Source organism: Rhizobium leguminosarum bv. viciae, from assembly GCF_012276115.1.
GTDB lineage: Bacteria > Pseudomonadota > Alphaproteobacteria > Rhizobiales > Rhizobiaceae > Rhizobium > Rhizobium leguminosarum_T.
In genome coordinates this window covers 23,519-40,676 of record NZ_WIEU01000021.1, presented here as the reverse complement: position 1 = coordinate 40,676, position 17,158 = coordinate 23,519, and the positions used below count along the sequence as shown (strand labels likewise).

Sequence of the window (17,158 nt, the reverse complement as noted above, 5' to 3'; positions counted from 1 at the left end):
GCCGGCACCGGCGGTGGGGTTTTCGGTTGGAGAGGTGAGATTTCAGAGCGCGCCGTTCTTCGGCGGCGTTACGCCGTTCAAATGGTAGTTGCCGACGACGTGATATTTCCAACGCACGGGATCATGCAGCGTATGGGTGCGGGCATTGCGCCAGTGGCGGTCGAGGTTGAGACCTGTTTGTACCGACGAAGTTCCGGCAAGCTCGAAGAGCGTATTTGCGGCCTCGATCGCCACTTCGGTCGTCAGCACCTTGGCGGCGGCAACCGCCAGCGTCGCCGCGATCACCTTTTCCTCCGTCGTCTCGACCTGCGCGGCATCGACCTTGTGCCCGGCGCGCTCCACGAGAGCCGTTGCAGCTTCCAGCCGGATGGCGATCTGGCCGACCTTGGCGATCGTCAGCGGATCGTCTGAGGCACGCTCAAGGCCGCTATCCATCCAGGGGCGCGATTTCGTCCTGACGAACTCCAGCGTTTCGGCAAAGGCCGCCCGTGCGATACCGAGATCAACGCCGGCATGGATGATCTGACCAACGGAGCCGATCGTCGTCGGCCGCTCGAAGCCCTTGTGATGGAAGACCACGGAATCGGCGCTGACATAGACATTGTCGAGGATCGTCGTGCCGCTGCCGGTGGTGCGCTGGCCAAAACCGTCCCAGTCGTCGACGATCTCGACGCCTTCGGTGCCCTTCAGCACGAAGGCCATGGTCAACCGATCCTCCGGATCGAGCGCGAAGATGGTGATCCAGTCGGCGAAGAGGACGCCGGTCGAATAGAATTTGCGGCCGTTGATCCGGTAACCCGGACCGTCGCGGGTGATGCGCGTATTGTAGTGGCCGACCGTCTTGGTGCCGCGCTCGGAAAGCGCATTGCCGAAACGATCGCCGGCCAGCACCCGGCCGAAGAAATAGCGCTGCTGCTCCTCGCCGCCGTCGGTTCTCAGCGCCTCGAGAATATAGAAGTGGTTCTGCGGAATCTGGCCGATCGAGCCGTCCGCCTCCGACAGGATCGCGGTGATCTCGGCAAGCACGGCGTTGGAGACGTCGAGGCCGCCATATTGCGCCGGCACGGTGATCGTCAGAAGGCCGGACTGGGCGAGAAGATCGAGTTCGCTAAAAGGCAGGATCCTGTCGGCATCGCGCTCGGCGGCGCGTGCGGCAAATTGCGCCGCCAGTCTGCGGGCGGTGGCGATCGCCTCATCATCGCTGCCGATACGGTCGGCCACGGGCCGGATCTGGTCTGCTTGCCTCAGCACGGTGTTCATCGATGTCTCCATTTCTGACGGCCCTATCGGTGAAAGAAATCGCGCGCCGAGATAAGAGTACAAATTCTATAGATGTGGTAGAAAATAAAAAGTGTTTGCTTATCGGCTTCTGGCTGCCGCGATTAGTGTCTCAGTCGGGCGGTTCTGCGAAAACGTGGCCGGAAAAGCGCCGAAATCGCTACCGGAAATTAGCGGAGCCGGCCTCGATTTGAATTCGTCGAGTCCCTACGTAACCGATATCCGATGCGTCGCTGCAGCGGCTTCAGACAGAACGCCCAATGCGGGGCAGGCGGCCGCCTTGCCCGATCCATGAGGAAAGTCATGACCCCACGGCAGTTGCGCCTCGGCGCCTTCATGCGTCCCGTCAGCCTGCATACCGGCGCCTGGCGCTATCCCGGTTCTTATCCCGACGCCAATTTCAATTTCGCCCATCTGAAGTCCTTCGCGCAGGCGTTGGAGCGGGCGAAATTCGACGCCTTCTTCATGGCCGATCACCTTGCCGTGCTCAACATGCCGGTCGAGGCGCTCAGGCGCAGCCACACCGTGACCTCCTTCGAGCCCTTCACGCTGCTGTCGGCGCTGGCGGCAGTGACGGAGCGCATCGGCCTCGTCGCGACCGCGTCCACCACCTTCGACGAGCCCTATCACATTGCCCGGCGTTTCGCCTCGCTCGACCATATCAGCGGCGGCCGCGCCGGCTGGAACATCGTCACGACATCGAACCCTGATGCTGCGCTCAATTTCGGTCTCGACGAACATATGGAGCATGGCGAGCGCTATCATCGCGCCCGGGAATTCTACGATGTCGTGACCGGGCTCTGGGACAGCTTCGCCGACGATGCCTTTATCCGCGACCGGGAAAGCGGCCTGTTCTTCGATCCGGACAAGATGCATGTGCTCGGCCACAAGGGCGAGGAACTGAGTGTGCGCGGGCCGCTCAATATCGCCCGGCCGCCGCAGGGCTGGCCTGTCATCGTCCAGGCCGGCCAGTCGGACCCCGGCCGCCAGCTTGCCGCCGAGACCGCCGAGATGGTCTTCTGTTCGCCGCGCGATCTTGCCGCGGGCAGGGCGCTCTATGCCGATATCAAGGGTCGCATGGAAGCCATCGGCCGCAACCGTGACCATCTGAAGATCCTGCCCGCCGCCTTCATCATCGTCGGCGACAGCATCGACGAGGCACGCGTCAAACGCGCCACGCTCGATAGTCTGGTGCATTACGACAGCGCCATCGCTTCGCTTTCGATCGCGCTCGGCCATGACGCGTCCGGCTTCGATCCCGACGCGCCGCTACCATCAGACATTCCCGACACCAATGCCAGCAAGACCGGCCGCGCCCAGGTGCTGAAGCTTGCGGCGGAGGAAAATCTGACGGTGCGCCAGCTGGCGCAGCGCTATGGCGGCTATGCCGGCCTTGCCTTCGTCGGCACGCCGGCAAGCATCGCCGACGAGATGGAGCGCTGGCTTGACGAGGAGGGTTCGGACGGTTTCAACATCGTTTTCCCCTATCTGCCGCAAGGTCTCACCGACGTCACCGAACGGCTGGTTCCCGAGCTGCAGCGCCGCGGCCTGTTTCGCAGCGAATACGAGGGCACGACGCTGCGCGGACATCTCGGATTGCCGCGGCCGGAGAACCGGTTTTTTCCCGCTGGGACATGAGGCATCGCTACCGGCCGCTCGACTCTTCGTGCGGCGGAAACGCAATCGTATCGAGGAGGAATTCCATCAGAACTCGACGGTCCTGTTGTCGAAGCTCAACCGCGGAGGCTCAAACTCCTTTTCGCCCGTCTTGGGATCGAACGCATCGCTTTCGCCCGGCATCAGTTCAAGGGGCCAGATGATGTTGCCCCCATCACCTGGATAGAACTCCCGATAGATCGGCATGTTGGCGAGAAGCATCCGGCCGAGCGCGACGCCGAGATCGTAGAGCGAGATGCGAAAGCAGCTCAGCGACGGCTGCAGGAACCGTGCGCGCGGAGCGTCGCGGAAGCCGATCACCGCAAGGTCGCGGCCGGGCATGACGCCCGATTCCATCAGGCGGCGGTAAAGGCCGATCGCCATCAGCTCGTAGATCAGGATCACCGCCGTCGGCCGCTCTTCGAGCAGCAGCAACTCATGGGCCGCCTGATATCCGCCCTGTTCGCTCGACCTGACGCGGATGACGAGCGACGGATCGAAAGGAATATCGTGCCGCTCGAGCGCCCGGCGATAGCTTTCGATAAAGAGATAGCCGAGGTTGGCCTCGCTCGACGGCGCGGTGATCGCGATCCGGCGGTGGCCCAGCGCAATCAGCCGCTCGACGGCATGGTCGGCCACGCCCTCGAAATCGAGATCGATCCATGGAAAATTGCTGGCCGAAAGGCTGCGGCCGAGCGCGACGAAGGGAATCTTCGCCCGTGAGAGAAAGTCGATGCGCCGGTCGACGCGCTGTGTGTCCGAGATGATCATCGCATCGACGATGCGCCGCGCCACCATCCGCTTCAGATATTCGTGCGGGTCCTCGTCGCTCGGGCAGGGCAACATGAGGAGGTCGAGCTTGTGGCGGGCAAAGACGCTCTGCAGTCCGCTGGTGACGCCGAGGAAGAAGTTGTCGGCGTTCTCGACCGTCTCCTTGCTGGATTCGATCATCAACCCGATGACCTTCGTTTCCCCCTGCCTCAGGCTCCGTCCAGACTGGTTGGCGACATAGCCGAGTTCCTCGGCCGCCGCCAGCACCCGCCGGCGGGTTTCCTGATTGACATCGGGCTTGCCGTTCAGCGCGCGGGAGACCGTGCCGATCGAGATATTCAGGTGTTCGGCAAGCTGGCGAATCCCCTTCATCGCTGACGATTTTCCCCCGGACATGATGCCGAAAAGTGTGCGCGGTTTTCGGACGACATCATGCTCCATTTCTTTAGTTCAGATCCGTCCGGATCTGGGGCCTGTAATTTCCCATTTGCCGTCTATTGACACTGCAAAATGTTTTCGCCTACAGTCGTAAACGTTTACGGAGTGCGTGTCACGAGGAGAGTTGACACCGTTCCCTTGGAGGAAATCGTGAAATTCAGTGCCATTCTGTGCGGGTGCGGAGCTATGTCCAAAGGTTGGTTGCGCGCCATCGCTTCCAACCCTCTGCTGGCCGACTCCATCACCATCGTCGGCCTCGTCGACCTGAACCGGGAGACGGCGGAAAAGCTGGCCGCGGAGTTCGGCCTTGAAGGCGCCGTCATCGGTTCGGACTTGTCCGACGTCATCGCGGCCACAAAGGCCGACTTGGTCTTCGACATCGTCATTCCGGCCGCGCGCTACGACGTCGTTTCCACCGCACTCAAGGCCGGCTGCCATGTGCTCAGCGAAAAGCCGATGGCGGCCTCGCTTGCCGAGGGCGCCGCGCTGATCGATCTTGCCGCCGAGACCGGCCGCATCCACGCCGTCATCCAGAACCGCCGCTTCATATCAGGCGTCAGGCGCCTTCGCCGCTTCGTCGAAAGCGGCGCGATCGGCGAACTCACCGGCATCCATTGCGACTTCTTCATCGCGCCGCATTTCGGCGGCTTCCGCGAAGAGATGGACAACGTCCTGCTTCTTGACATGGCGATCCACACCTTCGATGCGGCCCGCTACGTCGCCGACAGGAAGCCGCTTGCCGTCTATTGCGTCGAGCGCAATCCGAAGGGTTCCTGGTACCGGCACGGCGCCTCGGCCAATGCCACCTTCGAATTTTCCGACGACATCGTCTTCACCTATCGCGGCTCCTGGTGCGCCGAGGGCGAGCGCACCAGCTGGGAAAGCCAGTGGCGTCTCGTCGGCTCGAAGGGAATGCTCACCTGGGATGGCGAAGAGAATTTCAAGGCGACTGTTGCTGGCGAAGCGCCCGGCCTTCTACGCGGCTCTGCTGCCGTAAACGTTCCCGGTCCGGAACATGACGAGGAAACCCACGGCCACGCCAGCGTCATCGCCGACTTCATCGCGGCGATCAGCACCGGCAGACGGCCCGAGACGGTCAATTCCGACAATATCAGAAGCCTTGCCATGGTCTTCGGCGCGATCGAAAGCGCCAAGACGGGCAGGCGCGTCGAAATTTCAGCATAGGATGACGTGACGTGAGCAACCCTGCAAAATCCATTCGTATCGGCACCATGGTCAGCGGTAACAAGGGCGATGCCGCCACCCGCATCGGCGAGATCGCCGGCATGGGCTTCGAAAGCTTCGAACCCTTCTTCTGGCAGACGACCAAGGGCCAGGACCTTGCCGAGCTCGGCAAGCGCTGCCTCGATGCGATCGGCGACCGCGACATCACCATCTCGACGCTCGGCATGTTCGGCAATCCGCTGGAAGAGACCGCGATCGACCTCGAGACGCTGCAGGGCTGGAAGAACTGCATCGACAATGCCCATCACTTCGGAGCCACCTGCGTTGCCGGCTTCACCGGCCGCATCCGCGGCAAGCCGCTGACAGATAGCCTGCCTCGCTACAAGCAGATCTGGAGCGAGCTTGCCAAGCGCGCCGCCGACAAGGGCGTCAGGATTGCCTTCGAGAATTGCGCCATGGATGGCAACTGGGCTAGCGGCGACTGGAACATCGCCCACAATCCCGACGCCTGGGAATTGATCTTCAACGAGACGCCTGACGATAATATCGGGCTGGAGTGGGAGCCGTGCCACCAGATGGTCTATCTGATCGACCCTTTGCCGCAGATCCGCAAATGGGCGCACAAGTTCTTCCACGTCCACGGCAAGGACGCGACCATCCGCTGGGAGGTCATCAAGGAACACGGCATCTTCGGCAAGGAGAAGTTCGTCTTCATGCGCACGCCGGGCTTTGGCGACAGCAACTGGACCGACATCATTTCCGAGCTGCGCCTTGCCGGCTGGTCGGGCTCCATCGATATCGAAGGCTGGCACGACCCGGTCTATCGCGACGCGCTTGAAATGACCGGCCAGGTCTATGCGCTCAACCACCTCAAGCATGCCCGGGGCGGCGAATTCGTCGTCGATCCGGTCTGATGATATCGTGGCCGGCAAGGAGGAATTGCCGGAAACGGGGATAACCACAAAGGAGGAGAATCATGGCTATCCGCAAATATGCAATTCTGGGCGCTCTGGCGCTTGCAGGCATCTCGATCACCGGCCTTTCGGCCAGGGCCGAAGACGTCACGCTGACGCTCTGGTCGCTGGACAGGGACATCCAGCCGGCGCCGAACCTCGTCAAGGAGTTCAATGCGCAGAACAATGGCATCAAGATCGAATACCGGCTGATCCAGTTCGACGACGTCGTCACCGAGGCCATGCGCGCCTATGCGACCGGCCAGGCGCCCGACATCATCGCCGTCGACAATCCGGAGCATGCGCTGTTCTCGTCGCGCGGCGCCTTCCTCGACCTCACGGACATGATCTCCAAGTCGACGGTCATCAAGCCGGCAAACTATTTCCCCGGACCGCTGAAATCCGTGGAGTGGGACGGCAAGTATTTTGGCGTGCCGAAGGCGACGAACACGATCGCGCTCTACTACAACAAGGACATGTTCAAGGCGAAGGGCCTCGATCCGAACAAACCACCGCAGACCTGGGACGAACTCGTCGAGGATGCGCGCAAGCTGACCGACCCCGCTAAGAACGTCTACGGTCTCGCCTTCTCGGCCAAGGCCAATGAGGAGGGCACCTTCCAGTTCCTTCCCTGGGCTCAGATGGGCGGCGGCAGTTATGAGAACATCAATGCCGAAGGCGCGGTCAAGGCGCTCGAGGTCTGGAAGACGATCATGGACGAGAAACTCGCTTCTCCGGATACGCTGACGCGCGGCCAGTGGGATTCCACCGGCACCTTCAACTCAGGCAATGCGGCAATGGCGATCTCGGGTCCCTGGGAACTCGACCGCATGAGTCAGGAGGCGAAATTCGACTGGGGCGTCACATTGCTTCCGGTTCCGAAGGAAGGCGCTGAACGCTCCTCGGCCATGGGCGACTTCAACTGGGCGATCTTCTCCACCAGCAAACATCCGGCCGAAGCCTTCAAGGCGCTCGAATATTTCGCCTCGCAAGACGACAAGATGTTCAAGAATTTCGGCCAGCTTCCGGCTCGCTCCGACATCTCGATCCCGGAAACCGGTCAGCCGCTGAAGGATGCCGCCCTCAAGGTCTTCCTCGAACAGCTGAAATACGCCAAGCCGCGCGGCCCGCATCCGCAATGGCCGAAGATCTCCAAGGCGATCCAGGACGCCATTCAGGCAGCACTGACCGGCCAGCTGAGCCCGAAAGACGCGCTCGACCAGGCAGCCGACAAGATCAAGGCTGTATTGGGCTGATCATTGGCTGCGAACGAGCCACTTGCTCCCCCTTCTCCCCAGCGGGGAGAAGATGCCCAACGGGCAGATGAGGGGGGTGAGGAGCAAAAGCGACGAACGCCCTGAGCGACAAGCGAAGGGCAGTATGCCGCCCCGCCCCCTCATCCGACCCTTCGGGCCACCTTCTCCCCGCTGGGGAGAAGGGATAACTCAACCATTTCCTCCCGGCAGGGGCCGTCTTCCGCATCATGCGCCAGGCGGCCCCGTTCGGAGTATCGGAGGACCCATGAAGAGGATCCTGATGAGCGTCAGGGACGGCCGCGGTTTCGATATCGTACTGGTCGCTTTCCCGCTCGGTTTTCTGTTCCTGATGGCAGGGCTGCCGCTGATCTACAATGTCGTGATGAGCTTCCAGGAGGTCGACATGTTCAGCCTCGGGACCTTCTCGCGTCCCTTCGTCGGCTTCAAGAATTATACCGACCTCTTCGCGCAGCCGGAAACGCTGCCGATTCTCTACAACACCGTCATCTTCGTCGTCGGCTCCATCGCCGGCCAGTTCCTGATCGGCTTCGGCCTGGCGCTGTTCTTCTGGGTCAATTTTCCCGGCGCCTCATGGATGCGCGGCCTGTTCCTGGTCTCCTGGGTGATGCCCGGCCTCGTCGTCGGCGCCATCTGGAACTGGATTCTGTCGGGCGATTTCGGCGTGTTGAATTTCATTCTGAAGGAAAGCGGCATCATCTCCGGCAACATCTTCTGGCGCTCGGACCCGCATTATTCGCTCTATGCCGTCATCATCGCCAATGTCTGGCTCGGCACCTCGTTCAACATGATCCTGCTTTCCGTCGGTCTTGCCGGCATTCCGGCCGACCTCTACGAAGCGGCCGAACTCGACGGCGCCAACGTCTGGCAGCGCTTCTGGACGATCACGCTGCCGATGATGCGCTCGACCATCGGCGCCATCATCGCGCTCGGCCTGATCTTCACCTTGCAGCAGTTCGATCTTTTCGCCGCGATTACATCGGGCGGGCCGAACAATTCGTCGAACGTCACGCAATACTGGGCCTGGGATCTCTCCTTCCGCCAATACGACTTCGCCAAGGGCGCGACGATCTCCGTCATCATGATCGTCTTCGTCATGTTCGCGTCCGTCGTCTATGTCCGGTCCACACGCCACGAGGTGCGCGGATGAATACGACGAACCGCGACCGGCTGATGCTCGCGATATCGATCGTCATGGCGGCGATCTATCTGTTCCCGCTTTACTGGATGTACATCACCGCGCTGAAAAGCGGCTCGGAGATGTTCGCGACGCCGCCGAGCTTCTGGCCGACCTCGCCGCAATGGGGCACCTATGCCGCGGTCTGGGAGAGCCGCAACATGGGCCGCTACCTCTGGAACTCACTGCTCATCGCTCTTGGTTCTGTGGCGCTGATCACCCTGCTCGGCGTCGGCTGCGCCTACGTGCTTGCCAGGTACCGCAACGTCTGGGTGGATATCGGCCTGTTCCTGATCCTGATGCTGCAGGTCCTGCCGGCCTCGCTGATGATCACGCCGATCTTCGTCGGCTTTTCGCAGATCGGCCTGCTTTCCACTCCGCGCCTTGCCGTCATCATCGCGGTCGCGGCAAAGAGCATGCCTTTCTTCGTCATCCTGGTGCGCGCCACCTTCATGAGCGTTCCCCAGGAGCTGGAGGAGGCTGCCCTCGTCGACGGCAATTCGCGCGTCGGCGCCTTCTTCAACATCGTGCTGCCGCTTGCCCGCAACGGTATCCTGGTCAGCGCCATCCTGATCTTCATGCAGGCCTTCGGCGAATTCGTCTATTCAAAGTCGATGATCCAGGCGGCCGAGCTTCAGCCGGCAAGCGTCGGCCTCAATTCCTTCATGGGGCCGAACACCAACGAGTGGAACAATATCATGGCCTACGCCACGATGTATGTGACGCCGATCCTTGCCATCTTCGTTCTCTTGCAGCGCCGCATCGTATCCGGCCTCACCTCTGGAGCCCTCAAATGACCACACAGATCGAGCTCAGAGGCGTCAACAAATATTACGGCGCCTTCCACGCCCTGAAGAATATCGACCTCTCGATCGCCAAGGGCACTTTCGTTGCGCTCGTCGGCCCGTCCGGCTGTGGCAAGTCCACGCTGCTGCGCTCACTTGCCGGCCTCGAAAGCATTTCGTCGGGCGATCTCAGGATTGCCGGCGAGCTGATGAACGGCGTGCCGCCGCGCAAGCGCGACGTCGCCATGGTGTTCCAGTCCTATGCGCTCTATCCGCATATGACCGTCGAGGAGAACCTCACCTACAGCCTGCGCATCCGCGGCATCGCCAAGGCCGAGGCCAAGAAAGCCGCCGAGGACGTGGCGGCGACGACAGGTCTTTCGCATCTCCTGAAGCGCTATCCGCGCGAGCTTTCCGGCGGCCAGCGCCAGCGCGTCGCCATGAGCCGCGCCATCATCCGCCACCCCAAGGCCTTCCTGTTCGACGAGCCGCTGTCCAACCTCGATGCTGCGCTGCGCGTCCACATGCGCAAGGAAATCCGGTCGCTGCACGACCGGCTGCACGCAACCTTCGTCTACGTCACGCACGACCAGGTCGAAGCAATGACGATGGCCGACCATGTGGTGGTGATGCGCGACGGCGTCATCGAACAGCAGGGCGCGCCGCTGGATCTCTACGACCGGCCGGCGAACCGGTTCGTTGCCGGTTTCATCGGCTCGCCGGCCATGAATTTCATTCCCGCGATCGCCGCGGAAGACGGCAAGAGCCTGATCCTGGATTTCGGCGCGGTGAAGCAGACGCTTGCGATATCACGCGCCATCGAACCCGGGCGTAAGCTCATCGCCGGCATCCGGCCGGAGCATATCGGCGTCGTCGAGCCCGGGCATGGCAGTTTCGACGTGCCGATCGCCTTCGTCGAATCGACCGGCTCCTCGACCTTCATCGCCGCGGCCACCCAGCCGGAACTGACGATCGTCGAGACGCGTCGCGACAGGGTCAAGGCAGGAGACATGATCGGACTGTCGGTCGATCCGGGCCAGGTCCATCTCTTCGACGCGTCGACGGACCGCTTGGTATAACCTCAGTCGAGCAGCCGGTCGGGCAAGGGTTTCAGCGGATAGGCCTGCCAGAAGAAGGTGTCGGCGGCCGCCTGATCATAGGAGAAGTTGCGTGCCTCTTTGATCTTGCCGTTCTCGATGCGGAAGGCGAGTACCCAGATCGTATCGATATCGGCTGAGCCGTCTCGTTCCGACCAGCCGCGATGCATGTCGATCACCCAGTTCTCATCGGCCGTCAGCGCGATCAGCTCGGCGCGAAAACCGGCCTTGCCCAGCTGCTGGAAGAAGGCCGCCACCTCTTCCTTGCCACGCTTGACGCCGGCCAGCGGATGATGGCCGGGAATGTGCCATTCGATATCGTCGGCGAAGAACGCGGTAACGCGGCTCATGTCGCCGGTGCCGTAGGCGGCGTAATAATCGGCAATCACCTTGCGGTTTTCTTCCGGGCTTGCGGCCATGACGGTTCCTCCGGAAAAGAGTGCGGCTGAAACGAACAGGGCGCGAACGGGTGATGGTCTGCGCATGTGGATCTCCTTGGCGCTGATATTGGAATGAGAGCGACAGGCCGGATCAGCCCGGCTGCCCGGCGCGTTCCGCGGCCCGGTTGACCAGAGCCCGGTTGCCGGTCTCGTGGGCGGGCGTCATCACCAGCCGGGAGACTTTCCAGGTGCCGTCGATCTTGGTGAGGTCATATCGATAGTGTCCCATCAGCACCCAGCTCTCCGCGCCGATCCGATGGACGGCCTGGAAATCGGCCTCGGCCACAACAGTCGGGCCGGCGCATTCGACGATGGCGTGGTTGCTGACGAGATGCAGCGTGCGATCGAAGCCCGGCAGAAAGGCAGACCATTGCCGGATGACGGCTTCGGCCGGCTGGGTGCTCGGCTCGCCGCCCCAGAGGCCGGTATAATCCAGCGTCACCGTGTCGGCGAAGGCGCCGCGCACGCGGTCCCACTGGCGGCGGTCGGCGCCGGCGGCAATGTCGGTGATGGTATCGATGATGGCCGCCCGGTCGTCGGCACCGATCGGTTCGGCCCTGGCGATGGAAGAGATCAGCAGCAAGCTAGCTGCCGAAGTGAGGACGAGCGTTTTCATGGTCATCTCCTTGTGAGGCATCAGGAGCCTTTGTTGATCCGTTCGAAATGCGCAGCCGCGGCATCGGCGGCCCGCGTGACATCCTCGGGATTGTCGTAGAAATCGAACTGCGTAACACCGTCGAGCCAGATCTCGGAGGCGTCGCCGTGCAGGCGCGAGAAAAAGGCATGTGCGCCTTGCGGCACGGCGGCCGCTTCCGAGTGGACGATCAGCGTCGGCTTGTCGAGCCGGTCACCGGTCGCAACCGAATCATAGGTCAGCCACGGCTCCCAGGAGGCGAGATTGAACTTGTTGTCATATTGCGGGATGAGGCCGCGAGTGGGCTCAGTATAATAGGGAATCTGGTACATCAGTGCGGTGCTGTCATCGGCGCTTGCGGCGACGATCACCCGGGGCCAGCCACTGCGCTCGGCTTCCTCAGCCGCGCGGGATGTGACGATCAGCCTGGAGACGCCGTCCGCACCGCCATAAACCTGCTCGACGATCTCTTTGTCGTGCAGCCACGGCGCCACCAGCGATATGCCGGTGAAATCGGGATTGCTTGAAGCCGCCGCCGCCATATAGCCGGCGGAGGCGCAGATACCGAGGCCGGCGATCTTGCCGGCATCGATTTCCGGCAGAGTTGCCATGAAGTCGGCCGCCGCCATGATATCGTCGGTCTTGGCCGCCGGATCCTCCTTGAAGCGGATGTCGCCCCCCGACTGGCCCCAGCCGCGGAAATCGAAGGCGAGGGCGACAAAGCCGCGCTTGGCCATCTCTTTTGCGTAAAGGCCGGACATCTGCTCCTTTATCGAGGTCCAGGCGCCGGTCACCAGAACGCCGGGACGCTTTTGGCCGGGCTTGTAGTCGGCCGGGAGATGGAGCGTGCCGGCAAGCGTCACTCCATCGTTCTGGAAGGAGACGGGACGCGTCTCGATATCGGCCGCAAAGGCTGTCGAATGCAGCAGGGCTAGGCCAATTGCAGAAAGGGTCGATAGTCTCATCGAAGGTCTCCTCGCCGTCATCGCCAGTTTCATGAGGTACGAGGCGGAGTTTCGCAGCATCGGCGCGCCGGCGCCGGCGCGATTCTTGGCGTTTACTGTGTATTTCTTGCTGTTCTAGACCGAAACCCTATCGCCGGCGAAACGCTGCGGGCGTGAGCCCGGTGCTACGCCTGAAATGCCGGCCGAAACGGGAAACATCGTCATAACCCACGCGGATGGCGACGGCGGCGACCGGGGCGCGCGTGGTTTTGAGCAGCACTTTGGCGCGCTCCATGCGCTCTCGGATGACATATTGCAGCGGCGACGTGCCGAGTGCGGCGGTGAAGGCGCGCACGAAATGGAACCGGCTCATCGCCGCCTCGGAAGCGATGTCGTCGAGAGAAAGATCGTCGGCGAGATTGTCGTGGATATAGGCCAGCGCCCGGCGCAGCCGCCTGTCTTCGATCCCGACGGATGACAGTGGGGCAGGCAAAAGAAGCTGCGTCAGATGGGCTGCAACCGCAAGGTTCATCGTATCGCGATAGAGGGATTGCGGCACATCCCGCAGAGAGGCGGCATGACGGACGAACTGAACCAGCAGCGGATCGAGGCTGCCGACGACGGGATTGAAGTCGGCCTTCTCGAAACCGACATCGTCGAGCAAGGCATCAGAGAGATCTACTCTCAGAAACGAGAGCGCATCGTCATATTCGCAGGTGCCTGATGAACCGGCTGGCAGAATCCAGCCGTCACCGGCACGCAGCGGCACGAACCGCTTGCGATCGGAGCCGACCGCGATCCGGTGCCGATCCTGATCAACCAGGAATAGGCCGACGGCCAGCCGGGAAATCGCGAACGCGCCACCACCCGCCGGCAGATCCAGCCTGCCCGCCGTCAACCAGTCCTTCCCGGAGCCTGCTCGCGATCCGCTCATGGGACATGAGCTAATTTCCTGCGCCGGAAATTCAATCAGGCAGCGTCGGCTGTTTCGGCGCGGGGAAGCAACGTTCATGGGCCGCAAGATGGAGAAAACCGCTAGCGGAGCGCCGGGGAATTGCCTCATGCGCGTTGAACGGCTTTTGTGTCGCAAATATTACAGTTCTGCGGCGTTTCCGGAATAAATGTGAAGAAACGTCGGATCCGTGCAATGTCACAGAACTTTGAAAAAGTGGTCATTGCGCTGAAACAATCGCCGTTCAAACAGCCTCCGCATCAAGCGGGGCCCTATGCGCAAGAAAAATGTTCTACTCATCGTCGTTGACCAATGGCGAGCCGATTTCGTTCCGCACGTTCTACGTGCCGACGGGAAAATCGATTTCCTGAAGACGCCCAATCTCGACCGGCTCTGTCGCGAGGGCGTGACCTTCAGGAACCATGTGACGACCTGCGTTCCCTGCGGTCCGGCCCGTGCGAGCCTGCTTACCGGCCTCTATCTGATGAACCATCGCGCCGTGCAGAACACGGTGCCGCTCGACCAGCGCCACCTCCACCTCGGCAAGGCGTTGCGCGGCGTCGGCTACGATCCGGCCTTGATCGGCTATACGACGACAGTGCCGGATCCGCGCACCACTTCGCCGAATGATCCGCGCTTCAAGGTGCTCGGCGACATGATGGACGGCTTCCATCCGGTCGGCGCCTTCGAGCCCAATATGGAGGGTTATTTCGGCTGGGTGGCACAGAACGGCTTCAAGCTGCCGGAGCATCGTCCTGATATCTGGCTGCCCGAGGGCGAAGACGCCGTTGCCGGCGCCACCGACCGTCCGTCACGCATCCCTAAGGAATTTTCGGACTCGACCTTCTTCACCGAGCGGGCGCTGACCTATCTCAAGGGTCGCGACGGCAAGCCCTTCTTCCTGCATCTCGGTTATTACCGGCCGCATCCGCCCTTCGTCGCCTCCGCTCCCTATCATGCCATGTACCGGCCGGAAGACATGCCGGCGCCGATCCGCGCGGCCGATCCGGATATCGAGGCTGCACAACATCCGCTGATGAAATTCTATGTCGACAGCATCCGCCGCGGCTCCTTATTTCAGGGCGCCGAAGGGTCGGGCGCAACGCTCGACGAAGCGGAACTGCGCCAGATGCGGGCGACCTATTGCGGCCTGATCACCGAGGTCGACGATTGCCTTGGTCGAGTCTTCGACTATCTCGACGACACCGGACAGTGGGACGATACGCTGATCATCTTCACCAGCGATCACGGCGAGCAGCTCGGCGATCATCACCTGCTCGGCAAGATCGGCTACAACGATCCGAGCTTCCGCATTCCGCTCGTCATCAAGGACGCCGGCGAAAATGCGCGCGCCGGCGCGATCGAAAGCGGGTTCACCGAGAGCATCGACGTCATGCCGACCATACTCGACTGGCTCGGCGGAAAGATCCCGCACGCCTGTGACGGCCTGTCGCTGCTGCCCTTCCTGAGCGAGGGCCGGCCGCAGGATTGGCGCACCGAATTGCACTACGAATACGACTTCCGCGACGTCTATTATTCCGAGCCGCAGAGTTTCCTCGGCCTCGGCATGAACGATTGCAGCCTCTGCGTCATCCAGGACGAGCGATACAAATACGTTCATTTCGCAGCACTGCCGCCGCTGTTCTTCGATCTGCGGCACGATCCGAACGAATTCACCAATCTCGCCGACGATCCGGCCTATGCCGCGCGCGTGCGGGACTATGCGCAGAAGGCGCTCTCCTGGCGCCTGAAACATGCCGACAGAACCCTGACCCATTATCGCTCCGGCCCCGAGGGCCTGAGCGAACGCAACCATTGATCCGAACCACCAGAGAACCCAAGGAGATATTCCCATGGTCACCTTCACCCGTCGCGGCGCTCTCGGCCTTGCCACTGGCGTCGCCAGCTCGCTGATCCTGCCGCGCTTTTCCATCGCCCAGGCCGACAACCGTCCTTCGATCACCATCGCCGTCCAGAAGATCTCGAACTCGAACACGCTGGATACCTTGCGCGAACAGTCGAATGTCGGCCAGCGCATCTTCAATTCGTCGCTCTGGGAAAGCCTGATCGGCCTCGACTGGCTCGGCAACCTCTCGGCCGTTCCGTCGCTCGCCACCGAATGGCGTCGTATCGACGACAAGACCGTCGAGCTGAAACTGCGCCAGGGCGTCAAATTCCACAATGGCGACGAAATGACGGCCGAAGACGTCGCCTTCTCCTTCAGCAAGGAACGTATGTTCGGCGATACCCAGCCGAGCACCGGCAAGACGATCTTCGTCACCGAAAAGAACCCGCTCGGCCGCGAAAGCAAGGAACTGCCGGTCGAAATTCCGGCCGTCGCCCGCCGCATCTGGCCGGCCCTGCTCGGCATCGAAATCGTCGACAAATACACCGTCCGCTTCGTCAACGGTTCGCCTGACGTGACGATGGAAGGCCGCATCTCCGTTGCCGCCAGCGCCATCGCCAACCGCCGCAGCTGGGATGAGGCGAAGAGCTATCTCGACTGGGCTCGCGCACCGATCACCACCGGTCCCTACCGCGTCGCCGAATTCAAGCCGGACACCTACCTGATCTACGAGGCGCATGACGAATATTGGGGCGGCCGTCCTCCGGTGAAGCAGATCCGCTTCGTCGAAGTTCCGGAAGTCGCCTCGCGCGTCAACGGCCTGCTCTCCGGCGAATATCACCTCGCCAGCGACATCCCGCCGGACCAGATCGAAGGCATCGAAAAGAACGCTGCCTTCGAAGTCCAGGGCGGCATCATCACCAACCACCGTCTGACTGTGTTCGATAAAACCCATGCCCAGCTCGGCAACCCGCTGGTTCGCCGCGCCTTCACGCATGCCATCGACCGCCAGGCGATCGTCGACTCGCTTTGGGCAGGCCGCACCCGCGTTCCGGCCGGCCTGCAGTGGGATTTCTATGGCGACATGCTGGTCAAGGATTGGACCGTGCCCGAATACAACACTGATCTCGCCCGACAGCTTCTCAAGGAAGCCAACTACAAGGGCGATCCGATCCCGTATCGCCTGCTGAACAACTACTATACCAATCAGACCCCGACGGCGCAGATCCTCGTCGAAATGTGGGCGCAGGTCGGCCTCAACGTGCAGATCGAGATGAAGGAAAACTGGCAGCAGATCCTCGAAAAGACGCCGACGCGCGCCGTCCGCGACTGGTCGAACTCCGCAAGCTTCCCCGATCCGGTTTCCTCGATCGTCGCCCAGCACGGTCCGAACGGCCAGCAGCAGCAGGTCGGCGAGTGGACCAACGCCGAACTGAACACGTTGTCGAGCTTCCTCGAGACCAGCACCGATCGCGCCAAGCGTCATGACGCTTTCGCCCGCATGCTGCAGATCTGCGAGCGCGAAGACCCCGCCTATACCGTTCTTCACCAGAACGCCGTCTTCACTGCCAAGTCGAAGTCGATCAACTGGAAGGCCGCATCGGCCTTTGCCATGGACTTCCGCCAGGGCAACTGGTCCTGATCAAACCTGACGACATCAGCGAGCCGGGGGAAACTCCGGCTCGCTGCCATTTGGTGCACCGGCTATCCGGAAACCAGGCAAGCCCG

At 62.0% G+C, this 17,158-nt stretch carries 15 protein-coding genes; 9 read left to right on the top strand and 6 right to left on the bottom strand.

The window, feature by feature from the left end; genetic code table 11:
- Nucleotides 1-42: 42 nt before the first annotated feature.
- Nucleotides 43-1,260, bottom strand: coding sequence for an SfnB family sulfur acquisition oxidoreductase (locus tag GFM02_RS27680; RefSeq protein ID WP_168323411.1), 1,218 nt, complete (start codon nucleotides 1,258-1,260; stop codon nucleotides 43-45).
- Between the two features lie 321 nt (nucleotides 1,261-1,581).
- Here GFM02_RS27680 and GFM02_RS27675 point away from each other — a divergent pair, with 321 nt between their 5' ends.
- The gene (locus tag GFM02_RS27675) at nucleotides 1,582-2,916 is read left to right on the top strand and encodes an LLM class flavin-dependent oxidoreductase (RefSeq protein ID WP_168323410.1); all 1,335 of its coding nucleotides are present in this window, start codon (nucleotides 1,582-1,584) and stop codon (nucleotides 2,914-2,916) included.
- 66 nt (nucleotides 2,917-2,982) lie between these two features.
- On the opposite strand, the gene GFM02_RS27670 is transcribed toward GFM02_RS27675, so the two are convergent.
- Nucleotides 2,983-4,077 carry a substrate-binding domain-containing protein gene (locus tag GFM02_RS27670; protein WP_168323409.1) on the bottom strand — a complete coding sequence of 365 codons (1,095 nt, stop codon included), beginning with the start codon at nucleotides 4,075-4,077 and terminating at the stop codon, nucleotides 2,983-2,985.
- A 216-nt stretch (nucleotides 4,078-4,293) separates the two neighbouring features.
- On the opposite strand from GFM02_RS27670, the gene GFM02_RS27665 reads away from it, so the two are divergent.
- From GFM02_RS27665 to GFM02_RS27640, 6 genes are all read left to right on the top strand, one after another.
- On the top strand, nucleotides 4,294-5,328 hold the full coding sequence (locus GFM02_RS27665) for a Gfo/Idh/MocA family oxidoreductase (RefSeq protein ID WP_168323408.1): 1,035 nt from the start codon (nucleotides 4,294-4,296) through the stop codon (nucleotides 5,326-5,328).
- A gap of 11 nt (nucleotides 5,329-5,339) precedes the next feature.
- Complete coding sequence (locus GFM02_RS27660) at nucleotides 5,340-6,242, top strand: TIM barrel protein (RefSeq protein WP_168323407.1); 903 nt, start codon at nucleotides 5,340-5,342, stop codon at nucleotides 6,240-6,242.
- 62 nt (nucleotides 6,243-6,304) lie between these two features.
- Nucleotides 6,305-7,537, top strand: a complete 1,233-nt coding sequence (locus tag GFM02_RS27655; RefSeq protein ID WP_168323406.1) for an ABC transporter substrate-binding protein — start codon at nucleotides 6,305-6,307, stop codon at nucleotides 7,535-7,537.
- Between the two features lie 265 nt (nucleotides 7,538-7,802).
- Nucleotides 7,803-8,705, top strand: coding sequence for a carbohydrate ABC transporter permease (locus GFM02_RS27650; protein WP_003552007.1), 903 nt, complete (start codon nucleotides 7,803-7,805; stop codon nucleotides 8,703-8,705).
- Complete coding sequence (locus GFM02_RS27645; RefSeq protein ID WP_131665825.1) at nucleotides 8,702-9,529, top strand: carbohydrate ABC transporter permease; 828 nt, start codon at nucleotides 8,702-8,704, stop codon at nucleotides 9,527-9,529. Before GFM02_RS27650 ends, GFM02_RS27645 begins: the two co-directional genes overlap by 4 nt.
- Nucleotides 9,526-10,596, top strand: a complete 1,071-nt coding sequence (locus GFM02_RS27640; RefSeq protein ID WP_027667131.1) for an ABC transporter ATP-binding protein — start codon at nucleotides 9,526-9,528, stop codon at nucleotides 10,594-10,596. Before GFM02_RS27645 ends, GFM02_RS27640 begins: the two co-directional genes overlap by 4 nt.
- A 2-nt stretch (nucleotides 10,597-10,598) precedes the next feature.
- Here GFM02_RS27640 and GFM02_RS27635 read toward each other — a convergent pair whose 3' ends face one another.
- From GFM02_RS27635 to GFM02_RS27620, 4 genes are all read right to left on the bottom strand, one after another.
- Complete coding sequence (locus GFM02_RS27635; RefSeq protein ID WP_246792417.1) at nucleotides 10,599-11,099, bottom strand: nuclear transport factor 2 family protein; 501 nt, start codon at nucleotides 11,097-11,099, stop codon at nucleotides 10,599-10,601.
- A gap of 46 nt (nucleotides 11,100-11,145) precedes the next feature.
- A complete protein-coding gene (locus GFM02_RS27630) occupies nucleotides 11,146-11,670 on the bottom strand; it encodes a nuclear transport factor 2 family protein (protein WP_168323405.1) in 525 nt (174 codons plus the stop codon).
- A 20-nt stretch (nucleotides 11,671-11,690) separates the two neighbouring features.
- Nucleotides 11,691-12,653 (bottom strand): alpha/beta hydrolase, encoded by a 963-nt coding sequence (locus tag GFM02_RS27625; protein ID WP_168323404.1) that lies wholly within the window; start codon nucleotides 12,651-12,653, stop codon nucleotides 11,691-11,693.
- Between the two features lie 127 nt (nucleotides 12,654-12,780).
- Nucleotides 12,781-13,566 (bottom strand): AraC family transcriptional regulator, encoded by a 786-nt coding sequence (locus tag GFM02_RS27620; RefSeq protein ID WP_246792414.1) that lies wholly within the window; start codon nucleotides 13,564-13,566, stop codon nucleotides 12,781-12,783.
- Between the two features lie 292 nt (nucleotides 13,567-13,858).
- On the opposite strand from GFM02_RS27620, the gene pehA reads away from it, so the two are divergent.
- Complete coding sequence (gene pehA / locus GFM02_RS27615) at nucleotides 13,859-15,403, top strand: phosphoric/sulfuric ester hydrolase PehA (RefSeq protein ID WP_168323403.1); 1,545 nt, start codon at nucleotides 13,859-13,861, stop codon at nucleotides 15,401-15,403.
- A 34-nt stretch (nucleotides 15,404-15,437) separates the two neighbouring features.
- Nucleotides 15,438-17,072: an ABC transporter substrate-binding protein gene (locus tag GFM02_RS27610; RefSeq protein WP_168323402.1), complete on the top strand. Its 1,635-nt coding sequence runs from the start codon at nucleotides 15,438-15,440 to the stop codon at nucleotides 17,070-17,072.
- Nucleotides 17,073-17,158: the final 86 nt, after the last annotated feature.